This window comes from Burkholderia sp. Ac-20384 (assembly GCF_017104605.1).
Taxonomy (GTDB): Bacteria; Pseudomonadota; Gammaproteobacteria; order Burkholderiales; family Burkholderiaceae; genus Burkholderia; species Burkholderia lata.
Genome location: NZ_JAAGPE010000211.1, coordinates 1 through 17,063 on the forward strand (window position 1 = coordinate 1; position 17,063 = coordinate 17,063).

The 17,063-nt window shown below is 65.2% G+C and carries 17 protein-coding genes and 1 pseudogene; 14 read left to right on the top strand and 4 right to left on the bottom strand.

Annotation, left to right across the window (positions count from 1 at the left end; translation table 11 throughout):
* The 6 genes and pseudogenes from G3O00_RS29405 to G3O00_RS29430 all read left to right on the top strand — a co-directional run.
* Positions 1-239, top strand: a pseudogene (locus G3O00_RS29405) (acetyl-CoA C-acetyltransferase); the annotation flags it as partial.
* A 149-nt stretch (positions 240-388) separates the two neighbouring features.
* Positions 389-1,129, top strand: coding sequence for a 3-ketoacyl-ACP reductase (locus G3O00_RS29410; protein ID WP_011352240.1), 741 nt, complete (start codon positions 389-391; stop codon positions 1,127-1,129).
* A 119-nt stretch (positions 1,130-1,248) separates the two neighbouring features.
* Complete coding sequence (phaR, locus tag G3O00_RS29415; RefSeq protein WP_011352239.1) at positions 1,249-1,815, top strand: polyhydroxyalkanoate synthesis repressor PhaR; 567 nt, start codon at positions 1,249-1,251, stop codon at positions 1,813-1,815.
* 416 nt (positions 1,816-2,231) lie between these two features.
* Positions 2,232-3,077, top strand: coding sequence for a lysozyme inhibitor LprI family protein (locus G3O00_RS29420; protein ID WP_206145124.1), 846 nt, complete (start codon positions 2,232-2,234; stop codon positions 3,075-3,077).
* A 212-nt stretch (positions 3,078-3,289) separates the two neighbouring features.
* Positions 3,290-4,330, top strand: a complete 1,041-nt coding sequence (locus G3O00_RS29425; protein ID WP_206145125.1) for an FAD-binding oxidoreductase — start codon at positions 3,290-3,292, stop codon at positions 4,328-4,330.
* A 144-nt stretch (positions 4,331-4,474) separates the two neighbouring features.
* Positions 4,475-5,008 carry a dihydrofolate reductase family protein gene (locus tag G3O00_RS29430; protein ID WP_206145126.1) on the top strand — a complete coding sequence of 178 codons (534 nt, stop codon included), beginning with the start codon at positions 4,475-4,477 and terminating at the stop codon, positions 5,006-5,008.
* 83 nt (positions 5,009-5,091) lie between these two features.
* Here the strand turns inward: G3O00_RS29430 and G3O00_RS29435 are convergent, their stop codons facing one another.
* Positions 5,092-5,346 (bottom strand): hypothetical protein, encoded by a 255-nt coding sequence (locus G3O00_RS29435; protein WP_011352235.1) that lies wholly within the window; start codon positions 5,344-5,346, stop codon positions 5,092-5,094.
* 547 nt (positions 5,347-5,893) lie between these two features.
* Positions 5,894-6,946: a hypothetical protein gene (locus tag G3O00_RS29440; RefSeq protein WP_241025395.1), complete on the bottom strand. Its 1,053-nt coding sequence runs from the start codon at positions 6,944-6,946 to the stop codon at positions 5,894-5,896.
* Between the two features lie 409 nt (positions 6,947-7,355).
* Between G3O00_RS29440 and rimO the strand changes: the two genes are divergently transcribed.
* From rimO to G3O00_RS29465, 5 genes are all read left to right on the top strand, one after another.
* A complete protein-coding gene (gene rimO / locus G3O00_RS29445) occupies positions 7,356-8,717 on the top strand; it encodes a 30S ribosomal protein S12 methylthiotransferase RimO (RefSeq protein ID WP_011352232.1) in 1,362 nt (453 codons plus the stop codon).
* 3 nt (positions 8,718-8,720) lie between these two features.
* Positions 8,721-9,647 (top strand): sugar kinase, encoded by a 927-nt coding sequence (locus G3O00_RS29450; protein ID WP_206145127.1) that lies wholly within the window; start codon positions 8,721-8,723, stop codon positions 9,645-9,647.
* A 69-nt stretch (positions 9,648-9,716) separates the two neighbouring features.
* Positions 9,717-10,907: a beta-ketothiolase BktB gene (gene bktB / locus G3O00_RS29455; protein ID WP_206145128.1), complete on the top strand. Its 1,191-nt coding sequence runs from the start codon at positions 9,717-9,719 to the stop codon at positions 10,905-10,907.
* Between the two features lie 18 nt (positions 10,908-10,925).
* Entirely contained in the window at positions 10,926-11,468 is a 543-nt protein-coding gene (locus G3O00_RS29460) for a hypothetical protein (RefSeq protein ID WP_174930844.1), read from the top strand.
* Between the two features lie 113 nt (positions 11,469-11,581).
* Positions 11,582-12,763 carry a cystathionine beta-lyase gene (locus G3O00_RS29465; RefSeq protein ID WP_206145129.1) on the top strand — a complete coding sequence of 394 codons (1,182 nt, stop codon included), beginning with the start codon at positions 11,582-11,584 and terminating at the stop codon, positions 12,761-12,763.
* Between the two features lie 87 nt (positions 12,764-12,850).
* Here G3O00_RS29465 and serB read toward each other — a convergent pair whose 3' ends face one another.
* Complete coding sequence (serB, locus tag G3O00_RS29470) at positions 12,851-13,696, bottom strand: phosphoserine phosphatase SerB (protein WP_174930843.1); 846 nt, start codon at positions 13,694-13,696, stop codon at positions 12,851-12,853.
* 166 nt (positions 13,697-13,862) lie between these two features.
* Positions 13,863-14,804, bottom strand: coding sequence for a LysR family transcriptional regulator (locus G3O00_RS29475; RefSeq protein ID WP_206145130.1), 942 nt, complete (start codon positions 14,802-14,804; stop codon positions 13,863-13,865).
* Positions 14,805-14,926: 122 nt separating this feature from the next.
* On the opposite strand from G3O00_RS29475, the gene G3O00_RS29480 reads away from it, so the two are divergent.
* From G3O00_RS29480 to G3O00_RS29490, 3 genes are all read left to right on the top strand, one after another.
* Positions 14,927-15,943, top strand: coding sequence for a zinc-binding alcohol dehydrogenase family protein (locus tag G3O00_RS29480; RefSeq protein WP_206145131.1), 1,017 nt, complete (start codon positions 14,927-14,929; stop codon positions 15,941-15,943).
* A gap of 159 nt (positions 15,944-16,102) precedes the next feature.
* Positions 16,103-16,654: a DUF6013 family protein gene (locus G3O00_RS29485; protein WP_011352224.1), complete on the top strand. Its 552-nt coding sequence runs from the start codon at positions 16,103-16,105 to the stop codon at positions 16,652-16,654.
* A gap of 290 nt (positions 16,655-16,944) precedes the next feature.
* A partial coding sequence (locus tag G3O00_RS29490) for a GMC family oxidoreductase N-terminal domain-containing protein (RefSeq protein ID WP_241025397.1) occupies positions 16,945-17,063 on the top strand: 119 nt, incomplete at its 3' end.

Genomic DNA, 17,063 nt, shown 5'->3' on the forward strand with positions numbered 1-17,063 from the left:
AGATCAACGAGGCGTTCGCGGCGCAGGCGCTGGCGGTGCACAAGCAGATGGGCTGGGACACGTCGAAGGTGAACGTGAACGGCGGGGCGATCGCGATCGGCCACCCGATCGGCGCGTCGGGCTGCCGAATCCTGGTGACGCTGCTGCACGAGATGGCCAAGCGCGATGCGAAGCGCGGGCTGGCGTCGCTGTGCATCGGCGGCGGGATGGGCGTCGCACTCGCGGTCGAGCGTCCGTAAGCGGCCGTTCGTAACGGGCCGTTCGTAAGCGGCCGTTCGCGACCAGCGAACCGAATCCGTGTGCCGGCCGATTGCGGCTTCGGCCGGCGTCACGTGAAGTCAGAGGGGGCCTCCGGCAGCTCTCGAAACCAAAAAATGGAGTGAGATTTATGTCTCAGCGAATTGCGTACGTAACGGGCGGGATGGGCGGCATCGGTACCAGCATCTGCCAGCGCCTGTTGAAAGACGGCTTCAAGGTGGTCGCAGGTTGCGGCCCGAACTCGCCGCGCCGGGTGAAATGGCTCGAGGACCAGAAGGCGCTCGGGTACGATTTCATCGCGTCGGAAGGCAACGTCGGCGACTGGGACTCGACCAAGGAAGCGTTCGACAAGGTCAAGGCTGAAGTCGGCGAGATCGACGTGCTGGTCAACAATGCGGGCATCACGCGCGACGTCGTGTTCCGCAAGATGACGCACGAAGACTGGACCGCCGTGATCGACACCAACCTGACGAGCCTGTTCAACGTGACGAAGCAGGTGATCGACGGCATGGTCGAACGCGGCTGGGGCCGGATCGTCAACATCTCGTCGGTGAACGGTCAGAAGGGGCAGTTCGGCCAGACCAACTACTCGACCGCGAAGGCCGGTATCCACGGCTTCACGATGTCGCTCGCACAGGAAGTCGCGACGAAGGGCGTGACGGTCAATACCGTGTCGCCGGGCTACATCGGTACCGACATGGTGAAGGCGATTCGCCCGGACGTGCTCGAGAAGATCGTCGCGACGATCCCGGTGCGCCGTCTTGGCGGGCCGGAGGAAATCGGTTCGATCGTCGCGTGGCTCGCGTCGAACGATTCCGGTTTCGCGACGGGCGCCGACTTCTCGCTGAACGGCGGCCTGCACATGGGCTGAGCGTCCGCGCTGCGCGGGCCGGGTGGCCGCGCAGCCGGGCGTTTTCCGAAGGCCCCCGCCTCCCGGATTCGGGCGGCGGGGATTCGTCACTTCCGCTACGCTGCACTCAAAGGCGTTACATGACTACTACAAAGAAGACGGCCGAACGGCTCATCAAGAAGTACCCGAACCGTCGGCTCTACGATACCGAGACAAGCACGTACATTACGCTGACCGACGTGAAGCAGCTCGTGCTGGAGCAGGAGGACTTCAAGGTCGTCGATGCGAAATCCAGCGAAGACCTGACGCGCAGCATCCTCCTGCAGATCATCCTCGAAGAGGAAAGCGGCGGCGTGCCGATGTTCTCGTCGTCGATGCTGTCGCAGATCATCCGTTTCTACGGGCATGCGATGCAGGGCATGATGGGCACGTACCTGGAAAAGAACATCCAGGCGTTCATCGACATCCAGAACAAGCTCGCGGATCAGTCGAAGAACCTGTACGAAGGCAATGCGATGAATCCGGAAGTCTGGTCGCAGTTCATGAACATGCAGGCGCCGATGATGCAAGGGATGATGACCAGCTACATCGAGCAGTCGAAGAACATGTTCGTGCAGATGCAGGAGCAGATGCAGAACCAGGCGAAGTCGATGTTCAGCACGTTCCCGTTCAAGCAGCCGGGCGCGTCGGAGCCGGAAAAGAAGTAACGGTTTCGCGGCGGGCCGACCGCGGCGGGCAACTCGTCGGGTGTCGGTGCCGCGAAGCAACGCGGTGCGGGTCGGCCGATCGAGCATTCGGGCGCGACGAGGTGCGACCGCCGCCTGCCGGACCCGCTCGCCGACGGTCGTTCATGACCGTCGGCACCGAATGCGCGTGCCGGGTTCGGGCGTGCATGATCGTCGTCCAGGCGATCGAGATCCAGTCACCAGTACAGAAAGACCGGGGCGTGCTGCGCCCGATGGTGCGCGTTTGTGCAGGCACGCGTACCATGAGCGGCGCTGCGCGATGTGGCGTGGAAGCTGCCATCGGCGAAATGCGATACCGGCGCCCGGGCACGACAGGCCGCAATCGGCGATGCTGCATCGAGGCAGTGCGACCAAGAAAAAACCGACTGAGAGAAAGCATGCGTGGGATTCGAATGGCATCGGCCGGGCGGCTGGCTGGTTTTGCTTCGATGTTCATGATGGGCGTTGGCGTGGCGGTGCCTGCCTTTGCGATCGATTGCGCGAAAGCCGTGCAGCCGATCGAGAAGCGCATCTGCGCGAGCCCGGTGCTGCGTGCAGCCGACACGCGGATGAATTCGGCGTACACGGGCGCGCTGAAGGCCGCGCCGGACACGGCTATCCGCGACATGCTGGTGCGCAGCCAGCGCCGCTGGATCGACGCGCGCAACAACCGTCTCGACGCTGATTACGAAGGCCGTCCGCTCGCCGTCGACGAAGTGCGCAAGGCAATCGATCGGCGGACCGCCGTGCTGACCGATCAATCTAACAAGGGGTTGATCGCGCGTGCACAGGCCGAGCGCCAATGGCTCGCGAAATACACGGGCGGCCCGCTCACCGGTTTCGATGCAAACTGCGACTTCATTCCCGATGACGCGACCGGCGCGCACGTTTCCTATGCATGTTTCGGCGCGGTCCATGTGCAGCATCGCGCGCGGGTCTGCAGCCAGAGCGAGGACTGGGCGACCGGTGCGGTTTATCAGTACCGGTCGGTGAGCACGGCTGATGGCGGGAAGGTGCGACCCGTGGCGTTCTGCGAGGCGCAGGCGCATGGGAGTGCGTGCGACAACGGTGGAGCGCAATCGGCGTGGATGCGTGCCGGGGCGTCTGGTGCCGATAACCGTGCGTCAGCTCCGGTTGCCGGGTTGCCGCAGCTCGATGCGGAAATGTGGCCGATCGGCGATGGCGACGATGCTCTGTGGTTCGATCGGTGCCTGAAGGCATCGGTGTTTCCGGACATGCGGTGAAGTACCGTGTCCAGCGTTTCATCAAGGCCCGCCTCGGCGGGCTTTTTGTTTCGTCGGCACACCTCAAGTGTCTTGGATGTCGATCGATTGATCGTGTCGATGCCGGACGCGAGAGGGCGAGCCGATTCGCGGTAATGAGCGGCGGGCAACCGCACAGCGACGAAGCGGGACGGGCGGTATAGTCGGAACCCCGCAACGCTCGAATGTCACTCATGGGAAACAACTCGCTGCGCGTCGTCGTGATCGGCGGTGGCATCGTCGGTGCATCCACCGCATGGCATCTTGCGCGCTCGGGCGCACAGGTCACGCTGCTGGAACAGCAGGCAACGGCCGCAGGCGGTGCGACTCACTGGTCGTTCGGCTGGGTGGGTACCGGCAGTGCGCTTCCTTCTGAAAACCCGTCCGGGTTCTCTCGCACGCTCGACGCGCTCCCGGAGTTCGCGAGGCTCGAGCATGAGCTGGGCTCGTTGCCGGTGACGACGCGCGGAGCACTTGTCTGGCTGGACTCGGATGCGCAGACCGCTGCCCTGATCGACGAGCAGCGTGCGGCGGGCGTGCAAATGGAAGCGTTGGGGCGTCGAGATGTGGCCCGGATGGAGCCGCGTCTTGCCCGGCTTCCCGAGTTGATCGCGTGGGCACCGGACGACTTCGTGGTCGAGCCGATCGACCTGACGCATCAGTTGCTGGCCGGTGCACAAGCGGCCGGCGCGGAGATCCGGTGCGGTTGCGCGGTCGAAGCGGTCGAAACGCGCAATGGGCACGCTGTCGGCGTCCATACCGCGCACGGGCATGTGCCGGCGGATGTCGTCGTCCTGGCGAACGCTGCGTCTGCGGTTGCCATCGCCGCGGGCCTGGGTGTGTCGTTGCCTGTTCGCGAGAAGCCGGCCGTGTTGATGCGGTTCGCTGCCGAGCCGGGTCTCATCAGCCATTTGCTCTATGGGCGGGATCTCGAAGTGCGGATCGGCCCGTCGGGTAGCCTGTTGTCAGCCGCGGATCCTCCGGAAGAGGGCGACAGCGGGCTTGCAGCGCTTGCGGTGCGTACGGCCTCGGATATTTCGGCGCTGTTTGCCGAGCCGCCGACCCTCACGCTGCTCTCCGCGAAATCGGCGCTTCGGCCGATGACGAACGACGCGGTGCCGATCAACGAATTTTTGCCGGGTGTTGCAGGGGTTTATGCCGTTGTCGCGCACCCCGGCGTGATCCTGGCGCCCCAGCTTGGGCGATTGGCAGCGAGCGCGATCATGGGTGCGTAATTCGACGCTGGAGAGCGGGGCGGCGGGCGCGCTGCATGCGAGCGAATGCCACAGCCTCAAACGAGGACGTCCTGTCGGCGTAGCGGCAGCGCGTAGCGATCGTGGCTATACTCGCCATCCTTACATTTCCGAAAGGATTTCTGTATGCGCCCTCAAGTCAGTGTATTTCTCGCTCTCAGTCTCGATGGATTCATCGCCGGTGAAAGCGGCGATCTGTCATGGCTGGAGGCATTTTCGTCGGATTCGCCGGATGAAACCGGCTATACGTCGCTGATGAACGACATCGACGTGATCGTGATGGGGCGCAACACATACGATACGGTGATTGCGTTTGACCCGTGGCCTTATGCCGGCAAACGGATGGTGGTCATGACTCGTCGGAAACTGGCGTCGCGCCATGGCGAAGAACCGTTCGACGGGGCGCTCACGACACTGCTTGGCCGGCTGGCAGAGGACGGCCATCGTCACGTCTACCTGGACGGCGGCATGACGGCGCGAGAAGGCATCGCGGCCGGCGTCGTCGACAGCATCACGCTCAGCTGGGTGCCGATCGTGCTCGGGAAGGGGATTCCGCTGTTCAGCAACGACCTGCCGCAAACGCTGCTGCGGCTCGACGATACGAAGCGATTGCCGAGCGGGTTGATGCAGGCCCGGTATGTGCCGGCCAGCCTGGATTGACGCGGGTTGTGATGCTGAACGCAGCGCCGGGAATGCGCTGCATGGTCATCGATTCAGGCCGGCGTCACGCGTCTCGTCGTCGGTCAGTGCGTCTGATCGAAATCCTGCTCGCCGTCCGGCGGAGGAAGGTCGAGCACGAGCTTGACCGCGCTGTAGTTGGCCTTGAGCGAAAACACGCGGCCGATCACGAAAAACGTCTGGCGCGAATTCTCGAGTTCGACGAAGTCGCCCGGTTGCGGCACGTGCGCGCCCTGGTCATACGAAAAGCTGGTGCTGGTCTGCTCGCCGATGGCTTCCGCTGCGTGCTCGGTGAATTCGATGGTGATGTGAGTGGTCATGCGAGCCCCGTTGGGTCGATTGAAGAGGGTAGAGGGCTCGATTTTCGCATAGCGGCTGCCGGTGCCGGTGCGATGCTTGCTGGCTGACGGGTGTTGGCGAGGCTGAGCGGCAACTCGGCTTCGCTCGACACGAACGGGCATGCCAAAGCCGGCGTAACGGCGCACCTGGAGCGCGACGGATAGTCGAGCTGGCGCAGCGGATGCCCAACAACCGCTCGTTTCGGGATAGCCGGATACCAAAGGTCCGCAAATCCACGCTTTCGCTACAACACCCTCACACTCCGGATTTCCCTAATTCCCGAAGCACGGCTCCGTATCCCCCGGGGTGCACGTTACTTGGCAAATATCGCTCCCACCCCGTATGGCGGTTTAAACACGCAGAGACTTGCCCACAGCCTGGTGGGTGGACAGATAGCGAGTTGCGTCGGCCGATAACCCGGCTGCAGTTATCGGCCGTATGCCTGCCGGACCATTCAATCAGGCGCGTTAGCCGACTGACAGCGATAAGAGAAGCCGCTGCTCATTATCGCGCCGGCGATGGGCGGCATCATTCTTCTTTCATTGATGCATAAGGCACTGCCAGATCCGCCTGCCAGGTAACGCCATCGGACGTCGACGTGTAGTAAATGCTCGAATCGGAGGCGTTTTGGTGCGCCAGGTAAAGATTGTTGTTGAATACTGCCAGTGAAACCGGCGCGTTGGTTTGAGCAACGCCGTAGAGTAATTCGACCGGAAATCTCCAGTTCACACCATCGGATGTCCACGTATAGTAGATATTGGTGTTGGCGTCGGGGGCGCCTTTATACGCCAGGTAAAGATTGCCTTTGAAGGCGGCCATTGCGACCGGCACGGTGGTCGAGACAACGTCGGGTCGAACGATATTTTCTTGTGCCCAGTTAACGCCATCGGACGACGACGTATAGAAAACCAGCGAGTCGGATGCGCCTTTGTGTGCCAGGAACAGCTTGGTACCAAACGTGGCCAACGCGACGGCTTGGGCAGTCTTGGCAGCGCCGGTGAGGATGGTGGTGGGCGATGACGCCCACGTCGTGCCGTCGAAGTTCGTGATGGCAATATTGGTGCTGGATGCCTGTTTGAACGCCAGGTACAGCTTCGTCTTGAATGAGGCCAATGCGACCGGGTTATCGCTTCTGCAATTCGAAACTGCCTGATCACTCCCCCAGCTCGAACCGCTGGTCGAATCGTAATAGACCTGGGTGTCGGATCCCGAGCTCTTGTGAGCCGAATATAGTTTCGTGCCGAATGCTGCCAACGCCAGGGCCTGATTGGTCGAGTCATAGGTGTTGATTGGAGCAGGGCGCGACCAGATCGAACCATTGTATGTCTGGTATTGAATCTTGGTGCTTTTCTGGTCTTTGTAGACCAGATATAGCTGGTTGTTGAGCGTCGCGATTGCAGGCCAATTCGTTGTCTGCGCAGCGGCAACGGAAACATCTTGGTCGCTTTCTTCTTCGACAAGGCGATTTTCGTCATTCATGATATGGCCCTCTGGATTATTAATGGAGGTGAGCTGGCCGGCATATTCAAGCCGGCACGTGAAATTTGAAAATTCACGTGCAATAAAATTAGCCTTGCTCATGCGCCGGATCCATTACACTCGATTACGCGTTTGCGCCATCCGGGCGTAGCGCGATTCCATGAACGGCAGGCCCTCGATCGCTTCGACGCGCCAGGCGAAAGGCATGACGAAAACGGCGCCGAAGCGCCGTTGTTCTCGTGCAGAGGCTGGCTGCGACGACACGTGAAGATGCCTGCTGCCGATCGGCGCGCAGATATACGCCACGTGGCTTGTCTGACGTACCGTTGGCGAGCGGCCAGAAGCCCTGACCCCGAAGAGAAACGGACGGATCACCCCATCCCCCGATCAGCCGCCGATCTGGCGCCGGTCCGATCAGGCGCGCCACGGCCGCTTTCCCCGGTTTGTTTTGGCTCGTCGCCCCTAAATCGCTGTAAACTCACGCTTTTGCTGCCACGCCCCCACAATCCAGATGTCCCAATCCCCCAAAGTAGGGTTCGTATCCCTCGGGTGCCCGAAGGCGCTCGTCGACTCCGAACAGATCATCACGCAACTGCGCGCCGAAGGTTATGAAATCTCCGGCACCTACGACGGTGCCGACCTCGTCGTCGTGAACACCTGCGGCTTCATCGACGAAGCCGTGCAGGAAAGCCTCGACGCGATCGGCGAAGCGCTGACCGAGAACGGCAAGGTGATCGTCACCGGCTGTCTCGGCGCCAAGTCGAGCGCCAGCGGCTCGAACCTGATCGAGGAAGTCCACCCGAAGGTGCTCGCCGTCACCGGCCCGCACGCGGTGGGCGAAGTGATGCAGGCCGTGCATTCGCACCTGCCGAAGCCGCACGACCCGTTCACCGATCTCGTGCCCGCCGCCGGCATCAAGCTCACGCCGCGCCACTACGCATACCTGAAGATCTCCGAAGGCTGTAACCACCGCTGCACGTTCTGCATCATCCCGTCGATGCGCGGCGACCTCGTGTCGCGTCCGGTCGCCGAAGTGATGCTGGAAGCGGAGAACCTGTTCAAGTCGGGCGTGAAGGAACTGCTCGTGATCTCGCAGGACACGAGCGCGTACGGCGTCGACGTGAAGTACCGCACGGGCTTCTGGAACGGCAAGCCGATCAAGACGCGCATGACCGACCTGGTCGCCGCGCTCGGCGAACTCGCCGCGCAGTACGGCGCATGGGTGCGCCTGCACTACGTGTACCCGTATCCAAGCGTCGACGAAGTGATTCCGCTGATGGCCGAAGGCCCGTTCAAGGGCCACGTGCTGCCGTATCTCGACGTGCCGTTCCAGCACGCGCACCCGGAAGTGCTGAAGCGCATGAAGCGTCCGGCGAACGCCGAGAAGGTGCTCGAGCGCGTGCAGAAGTGGCGCGAGATCTGCCCGGACCTGACGATCCGCAGCACGTTCATCGCAGGCTTCCCCGGCGAGACGGAAGAGCAGTTCGAAACGCTGCTCGACTTCATCCGCGAAGCGGAACTCGATCGCGTCGGCTGCTTCGCGTATTCGCCGGTCGAAGGCGCCACCGCGAACGAACTCGACGGCGCGCTGCCGGATGACGTACGCGAGGAACGCCGCGCACGCTTCATGGAAGTCGCCGAGGAAGTGTCGGCGAACCGCATCCAGCGCAAGGTCGGCAAGACCCTCAAGGTGCTGATCGACGAAGTCAGCGCGGAAGGCGGGATCGGCCGTACGGCGGCCGATGCGCCGGAAATCGACGGCGTCGTTTATGTCGAGCCGGCGGCGAAGGCATCGAAGCGCTACAAGGTCGGCGATTTCGTGTCCGTGAAGATCACGGGCGCCGACGGCCACGATCTGTGGGGCGAGGTGTAAGCGATGACCGCGGCATTTCCGGAGATCCTCGCGCTCGGCGAGGCGATGATCGAATTCAACCAGTCGCAGCCGGGCCGGCCTGAATTCCTGCAGGGCTTCGGTGGCGACACGTCGAACTTCTGCATCGCCGCGGCGCGCCAGGGCGCGTCGACGGGCTTCGTGTCGGCGATCGGCGACGATCCGTTCGGCCGCCTGCTGGCCGACATGTGGCGCGCGGAGCAGGTCGACACGACGTACGTGCGGGTCGACCGCAGCGCACCGACCGGCGTGTATTTCGTCACGCACGGCGCCGACGGTCACCAGTTCGACTACCTGCGTGCGGGCTCGGCGGCGAGCCGCTATGCGGTGGGCGACCTGCCGCTCGACGCACTGGCCGCCGCGAAGGCCGTGCACCTGTCGGGCATCAGCCTCGCGATCAGCACGGCTGCATGCGATGCCGCGTTCGCGGGGATCGACCATGCGCGCCGCAACGGTGCGAAGGTCAGCTTCGACACGAACCTGCGCCTGAAGCTGTGGCCGCTGCCGCGCGCCCGCGCGGTGATGCGCGAAGCCCTGCGCCAGACGGATATCTGCCTGCCCAGCTGGGACGACGTGACGGCCCTCACGGGCGCGAAAGATCGCGACGCGATCGTCGATGCGATGCTCGAACACGGGCCGCAGGTCGTCGCGCTGAAGCTCGGCAAGGAAGGTGCTTACGTGGCAACGCCGAACGAGCGGCGCGTCGTGCCGGGCTTCGCGGTCGAGGCCGTCGATGCGACGGGCGCGGGCGACTGCTTCGGCGGTGCCTTCGTCGCGCGGATCGTCGCGGGCGACGATCCGTTCGCGGCAGCGCGCTATGCGAACGCCGCGGCGGCCCTGTCGACGACGGGCTACGGCGCGGTCGCGCCGATTCCGCACCGCGATGCGGTGGAGCGCCTGATGCAAGGCTGACGCGGCATGCGCACGCCGGCCACGGCACCGCACGAACGATTCATTCGATCAGAAGGATGAGGAGGCGACATGCAACGTGAAGTGGTGGTGGTGAGCGGCGTGCGTACCGCGATCGGCGATTTCGGCGGCAGCCTGAAGGACATCGCGCCGACCGCGCTCGGCGCGCAGGTCGTGCGCGAAGTGCTGCAGCGTGCACAGGTGTCGGGCGACGAGGTTGGCCACGTGGTGTTCGGCAACGTCGTGCACACGGAGCCGAAGGACATGTATCTCGCGCGCGTCGCCGCGATCGACGGCGGCGTCGCGCAGCACGCGCCGGCACTCACGGTGAACCGGCTGTGCGGCTCGGGCCTGCAGGCGATCGTGTCGGCCGCGCAGGGCGTGCTGCTCGGCGATGCGGACATCGCGATCGCAGGCGGCGCGGAGAGCATGAGCCGCGCGCCGTATTCGATCCCGGCCGCGCGCTTCGGGCAGCGCATGGGCGACATGCGCGCAGTCGACATGATGGTCGGCGCGCTGAACGATCCGTTCCAGACGATCCACATGGGCGTGACGGCCGAGAACGTTGCGGCGAAGTACGGCATTTCACGCGACGCGCAGGATGCGCTCGCGCTCGAATCGCACCGCCGCGCGTCGCACGCGGCGAAGGCCGGTTACTTCAAGGACCAGATCCTGCCGGTCGAGCTGATCGGCTCGAAGAAGGGCACGCCGGTCGTGTTCGATCACGACGAGCACGTGCGCCACGATGCGAGCCTGGAGGATTTCTCGAAGCTGCGGCCCGTATTCGTGAAGGAGAACGGTACGGTGACGGCCGGCAACGCGTCGGGCATCAACGATGCGGCTGCTGCCGTGCTGCTGATGGAGCGCAGCGTGGCCGAGCAGCGCGGCGCGCAGCCGCTCGCGCGCCTCGTTGCGTATGCGCACGCGGGCGTCGATCCGGCCTACATGGGGATCGGCCCCGTGCCGGCGACGCAGAAAGTGCTCGCGCGTGCGGGGCTGACGGTGGCCGATCTCGACGTGATCGAGGCAAACGAGGCGTTCGCCGCGCAGGCATGCGCGGTGACGCAGGAACTGGGTCTCGACCCGGCAAAGGTGAATCCGAACGGATCCGGCATTTCGCTCGGGCACCCGATCGGCGCGACGGGCGCGCTGATCACCGTCAAGGCGCTGTACGAGCTGCAGCGCATCGGCGGCCGATATGCGCTCGTCACGATGTGCATTGGCGGCGGGCAAGGCATCGCCGCGATTTTCGAGCGAATCTGAAGCAAGGAGCAACACAAGGTGGGTCGATATTCGCAATGGCAACGGGCGCTCATCGTCGCGGGCGCGCTGGCGGCGGGCATGACGATGCCGGGCGTGGTCGCGGCGCAGGCCGTCGCACCTGGCGTGCAGCAGGATGAACCGGCCATGGCGCGGCCGCTGAAGCCGAATCCCGAGTTCGCCCGCCTGCCGCGCTACGAAGGCACGCTCGGCGACCGGCCGATCGTCGTGCATCTCGGCCCGAAGACGGACGAGGAAGGCGTGCATGGCGAATACCAGTTCGCCGATACGGGCGAGGTCGTGCTGCTCGCGGGCGATCGCGACGGCGACACGCTCGAGATCGAGGAATCGAACGACGGCACAAACATCACGGGTGTGTGGATCGGCCGCTTCGACGCGACGGGCGACCTGAAGGCCGACCGGATGAATTCGGACGAGTCGGATCCGCAGCCCGTCGTGCTGCGTCTTGCACCGGGCAAGCGCGCGGCGCTGCAGGTGCGCGACGGCCGCGTGCAGGAAATCGAGACGGTGGGCGGCGTCGTCAACCTGCGCACCGACGACTGAACCCGCGCTGGCTCGGTACGCGCGGCGCGCATTGTACCGGGCCAATTGCGCCGATTTTGGCTAATCTAGCTGCATATTCCGCAACCGAACGGCCTCGTGCCGGGCTTCCTGTCATGACTGCATCCACTCCCAAGCGCGCGCTGCAAACCCGCATCGTTCAACCCGACGACGTGATCCCGGAGGGCTTCCGTTCGTTCGTGCCGCCGGTCGCGCGCGCGTCGACGGTCGTGTTCCCCGATCTCGCGACGATGCGTGCGCTCGTCTGGCACAACGACAACCAGTGGCGCTACGGCCTGCATGCGACGCCGACGTCGCTCGCGCTCGCGCAGCGGCTCGCCGAGATCGAGGGCGGCACGCATGCGCTGCTGCAGCCGTCGGGTCTCGCGGCCATCATGAACGTCTACTTCGGGATCGTGAAAGCCGGCGACGACGTGCTGATTCCGCACAACGTGTACGGGCCGAACGCCGATTTCGGCAACTGGCTCGCGAAGGATTTCGGCATTACCGCGCGCTTCTACGATCCGATGATCGGCGCCGGCATTGCCGACCTGATCCAGCCGAACACGCGGCTGATCTGGATCGAGGCGCCGGGCTCGGTGACGATGGAAGTGCCGGACGTGCAGGCGATCGCGGCGGCCGCGAAGGCGCGCGGCATTGTCACCGCCATCGACAACACGTTCTCGGCCGGGCTCGCGTTCAAGCCGTTCGAACACGGCGTCGACATCTCGGTGCAGGCGCTGACCAAGTACCAGTCGGGCGGCAGCGACGTGCTGATGGGCGCGACGATCACCGCGAACGCGGAACTGCACGCGAAGCTGAAGCTCGCACGGATGCGCTGCGGCGTCGGCGTGTCGGTCGACGATTGCTCGCTCGTGCTGCGCAGCCTGCCGAGCATGCAGGTGCGTTTCGACGCGCACAGCAAGAGCGCGCTCGCGCTCGCGCAATGGCTGAAGGCGCGGCCGGAGATCTCGGCGGTCCTGCACCCGCAGATCGCCGATTGCCCGGGGCACGCGTCGTTCATGCGCGATTTCACCGGCGCGGGCGGGCTGTTCTCGGTGGTGTTCGACGAGCGCTACAGCGCGGAGCAGATCGACCGCTTCGTCGAGTCGCTCGAACTGTTCGCGATCGGCTGGAGCTGGGGCGGCGCGTGCAGCCTCGCGATGCCTTACGACGTCGCGTCGATGCGTCCGGACTGGCCGCATCGCGGCACGCTGGTGCGTTTCTATGTCGGTCTGGAAGACGAAGCCGACTTGCGCGCGGACATCGAGCGCGCGATGCAGGACGTACTCGCCTGATCGCAGGCCGCAAAGGTTTCTCGGAAAAACAAAACGCCGGCGCGATGTTGCATCGCGCCGGCGTTTTTCATTTCGGATTCTGCAGGATCAGAACAGGCGCAGCAGCCCGTCGAGGCCGACATGATCGAACGCGACCGTCGCCGCGTCGCGTACGACGGGCTTCGCGTGGTACGCGACCGACAGCCCGGCTTCGGCCATCATCTTCAGGTCGTTCGACCCGTCGCCCATCGCGATCGCACGGCGCGGCTCGAGGCCGAGCGACGCGCACGTCTCGCGCAGCAGGCGTGCCTTCACGTCGGCGTTCACGATCTCGCCGAGCACCTTGCCGGTCAGCTTGCCGTCGACGATCTCGAGCGTGTTCGCATGCGCGTAGTCGAGGCCGAGGCGCGCCTTCAGCCGTTCGGTGAAGAACGTGAAGCCGCCCGACACGAGCAGCGTCTTCATGCCGGCAGCCTTCACGCCGGCGAGCATTTTCTCGGCGCCCGGCGTCAGTTGCAGCCGCTCCTCGTACACGCGTTCGAGCGCGTGCGCGTCGAGCCCGGCCAGCAGCGCGACGCGGCGCGTGAGGCTTTCGTTGAAGTCGCGGATCTCGCCGCGCATCGACGCTTCGGTGATCTCGGCGACCTGCGTTTTCAGCCCGCAGAAATCGGCGATCTCGTCGATGCACTCGATCGTGATCAGCGTCGAATCCATGTCCATCACGGCGAGCCCGAAATCGCCGAGCGAGAGGCCGGCCTCGACGAACGCGAAGTCGAGCGCGTGCGTGCCGCAGTACGCATCGATATCGAGGCGCTGCGCCGGGTTCGCGTTGTCGATCCGCAGCGCGTGATCGTCGGTCTGCACGATGCGGGTGCCGCGCGACAGCGCGAGCAGCGGTTTGTGATGGGCGTCCGACAGCGGCGCAAGACTCTGGATGACGAGGTTGTGGGTCATGACGGGATGGTTGGGAAGCGAATGAAATGCGTATGCGGCCTACGGGCAGCCGCCTGCCGATGCGGGCCCCGTCCGGCGTCGGGCCCTTGCGTGGCGAACGCGCCATTGTAGCCGGTTGGCCGCACGCGGCGGTCGGGGCGGATCGAAACCGCGCGCGGCGCCGCGGTCATGGCTCGTCCGCGCGATCCCAGTACGGTGGATCGCCGAAATGCTCGGCCATGAACGCGATGAAGGCGAGCGTCTTCAGCGGAACGTGCACGCGGCTCGGGTAGACGGCCCAGATCGCGATGTCTTCCGCGAACGGATAGTCGTCGAGCACCGTGACGAGCGCGCCGCTCGCGAGCAGCGGGCCGACGTCCCAGGTCGACTTGATCGCGATCCCGAAGCCGTCGACGAGCGCTTCGCGGATCGCCTCGCCGTTGCTCGCGACGAGCCGGCCGCCGACCCGCACCGTGAGCGGGCCTTGCGGCGTGGCGAACGACCAGTCGCGCTGGTCGCCGAGGACCACGCATTCGTGCTGCGCAAGGTCGGCCGGATGGCGTGGCGTGCCGTGTTCGGCGAGATACGCGGGCGAGCAGCACAGCACGCGGCGGTTTGCGGCGAGCTTGCGCGCGACGAGCGTCGAATCCTTCAGCGCGCCGAGGCGGATCGCGACGTCGTAGCCGTCGTCGACGAGGTCGACGATTTCGTCCGACAGCCGCAGGTCGAGCGACACGGACGGATAGCGGCGCAGGAACGCGGGAATCACCGGCGCGACATGCTGGCGACCGAACGACGACGACATCGACACCTTCAGCCGCCCATACGGCTCGGTGCGGCCGTGGCCGACCGACGCGCGCGCGGCGTCGGCGGCCGACAGCAGCGTATCGGCGTGCGCCATGAAGACTTCGCCGTCCTGCGTCAGGCTGATGCGGCGCGTGGTGCGGTGCAGCAGCCGCGCACCGAGCTGGCGCTCGAGCTGCGCGATGCGTGCGCTCGCGACCGCGGCCGACACGCCGAACTCGCGCCCGGCCGCGGTGACGTTCGCGAGCAGCGCCGCACGCACGAACAGCGCGACATCGAGCAGGTCGAGCGGCTTGTCGGGGGCCGGAATCGGGTCGGAGGTCATTATTCTGAAAATCCTGAAAATGTTTCAGGAAATATAGCGGTTTTCTCGAATGATCGGGTTGCCTACGATGACGTTTATGGGGCTGCGCCGCGGCCCACAGGATTTCCTGAAGGAGTGTCGTGATGAAAGCCGTTGGACTGACCCGTTATCTGCCGATCGACGATCCGCAAGCGCTGCTCGACGTGGAGCTGCCGCAGCCTGTGCCGGGACCGCGCGATCTGCTCGTGAAGGTCGAGGCGATTTCCGTGAACCCGGTGGACACCAAGGTGCGCGCGCCGAAGCCGCAGGTCGAGGACACGCCGCGCGTGCTCGGCTGGGATGCGGCCGGCACGGTGGTCGCGGTTGGTGCCGACGTCACGCTGTTCCGGCCCGGCGACGAGGTGTTCTACGCGGGCAGCATCACGCGGCCGGGTGCGAACAGCGAATTCCATACGGTCGATGAGCGGATCGCCGCGCTGAAGCCGCGCACGCTCGATTTCGCCGCCGCCGCCGCGCTGCCGCTCACCGCGCTGACCGCGTGGGAAGCGCTGTTCGACCGATTGCGCGTGTCGCCGCAGGGCGCGGACGCCGGCAAATCGGTGCTGATCATCGGCGGTGCGGGTGGTGTGGGCTCGATCGCGATCCAGCTCGCGAAGACGCTCGGCAAGCTGCACGTGATCGCTACCGCGTCGCGGCCGGCGTCGGCCGACTGGGTGCGCTCGCTGGGTGCGGACGCGGTGGTCGACCATTTCGGCGACCTGCCTGCGCAGTTGCGCGAGGCCGGGCATCCGAACGTCGACTACGTGCTGATTTTCAACGACACGGATCGTCACTTTCCTGCCGCAGCGGAGGTAATCCGGCCGCAGGGCGGCATTTGCACGATCGTCGAGAACGACAAGCCGGTGCCGGTCGAACTGCTGAAGGCGAAGAGTGCCGCGTTTCACTGGGAATTCATGTTTACGCGTGCAATGTTCGAGACGCCGGACATGATCGAGCAGCACCGGATCCTCGGCGAAGTCGCGCGGCTCGTCGATGGCGGCACGCTGCGCACAACGCTTGGCGAGCAGCTCGGCACGATCAATGCCGCGAACGTGCGGCGCGCGCACCAGTTGCTCGAGGCCGGGCGTTCGATCGGCAAGCTCGTGCTGAGCGGCTTCTGAGCCGGCATCGCGCGTAAGGTTGCGGCGCCGCGAACGCAAGCGGGGTAACACCCGATGCGTTTGCGGCGCATTGCATGCCGCTTGGCGGTAGACTGGCAGCGCATCATGCATCGAAAACCGCGCGGCACGCGCGTGCCGCCGCATACCAAGGAGGTCAGCATGAGCCAACGCAGCTTGTCAGTCGCCGCATCGTGGTCGGTCGTGTTCGCGGCGGCGTGCGTCAGCGCGAGCGTATTCGCGGCGCCGCCGGTCAAGGGCAGCCTGAAGGGCGGCGGTACCGGACAGCTCGAATACACCGTCAAGGTCGATTCGAAGACCTTCGGCAATACGCAGGAGACCCGCAAGATCCGCTCGGGCGAGACGGACGACTTCAACTGGAAGTCGGTGCCGCCGAGCGGCGCGGTCGCGATGCCCGACGGGTGCCCGAACGCCGACAGCCTGCCGCGCGACGAGAACGGCGCGATGGTGCGCCAGACCCAGGTGCGGCTTGCACCGTCGATCGACGCGAAGGGGATCGCCAACGTGCAGATGAGCTTCCAGGCGGCCGCGCCGAAGGGCACGCGCAGCGTGACGGCCGGCGGCAAGTCGCTGCAGTGTCCGGACGTCGTGTCGGTGAGCCAGGTGAAGTGGGTGTCGATCCCGACCAACGGCGGGTCGAAGTCCGTCACGATGAGCGATGGCTCGAAGGTGACGGTGTCGATCAAGCGCTGAGCGGCGTGCGCGGGCCGGCGTCGGAGCCGGTGCGCGCGCAACGGATTCGACGCGCGGGTGGGCCCGGCGGCACGTGACCGTATCGTGTCGCCGTCATGGTGCCTTTTCGCGATCAGCAGTACGGAACCGTGTTGCTGCAACGGCACGGCAGCAGCCGTTCGACGGGCGGCACCGTCGCGTGGTGGCCCGCGTGACGTCATGCGAATGTCACGCTATGCTCGCCCGCATCATCACCTTCCTGTCACGACCTCCCGATGAAATGCCGAATGCGCGCGTTGCTGTGCGTGGTGATGCAAGGCAACGTGGCGACCGGCATCGAGATCCTGCAAAACGGCGAGCGGCGAATCATCGAGGCTGCGCGGGAAATCGTGATCTCGGCAGGCTCGCTCAATTCGCCTCACCTGCTGAT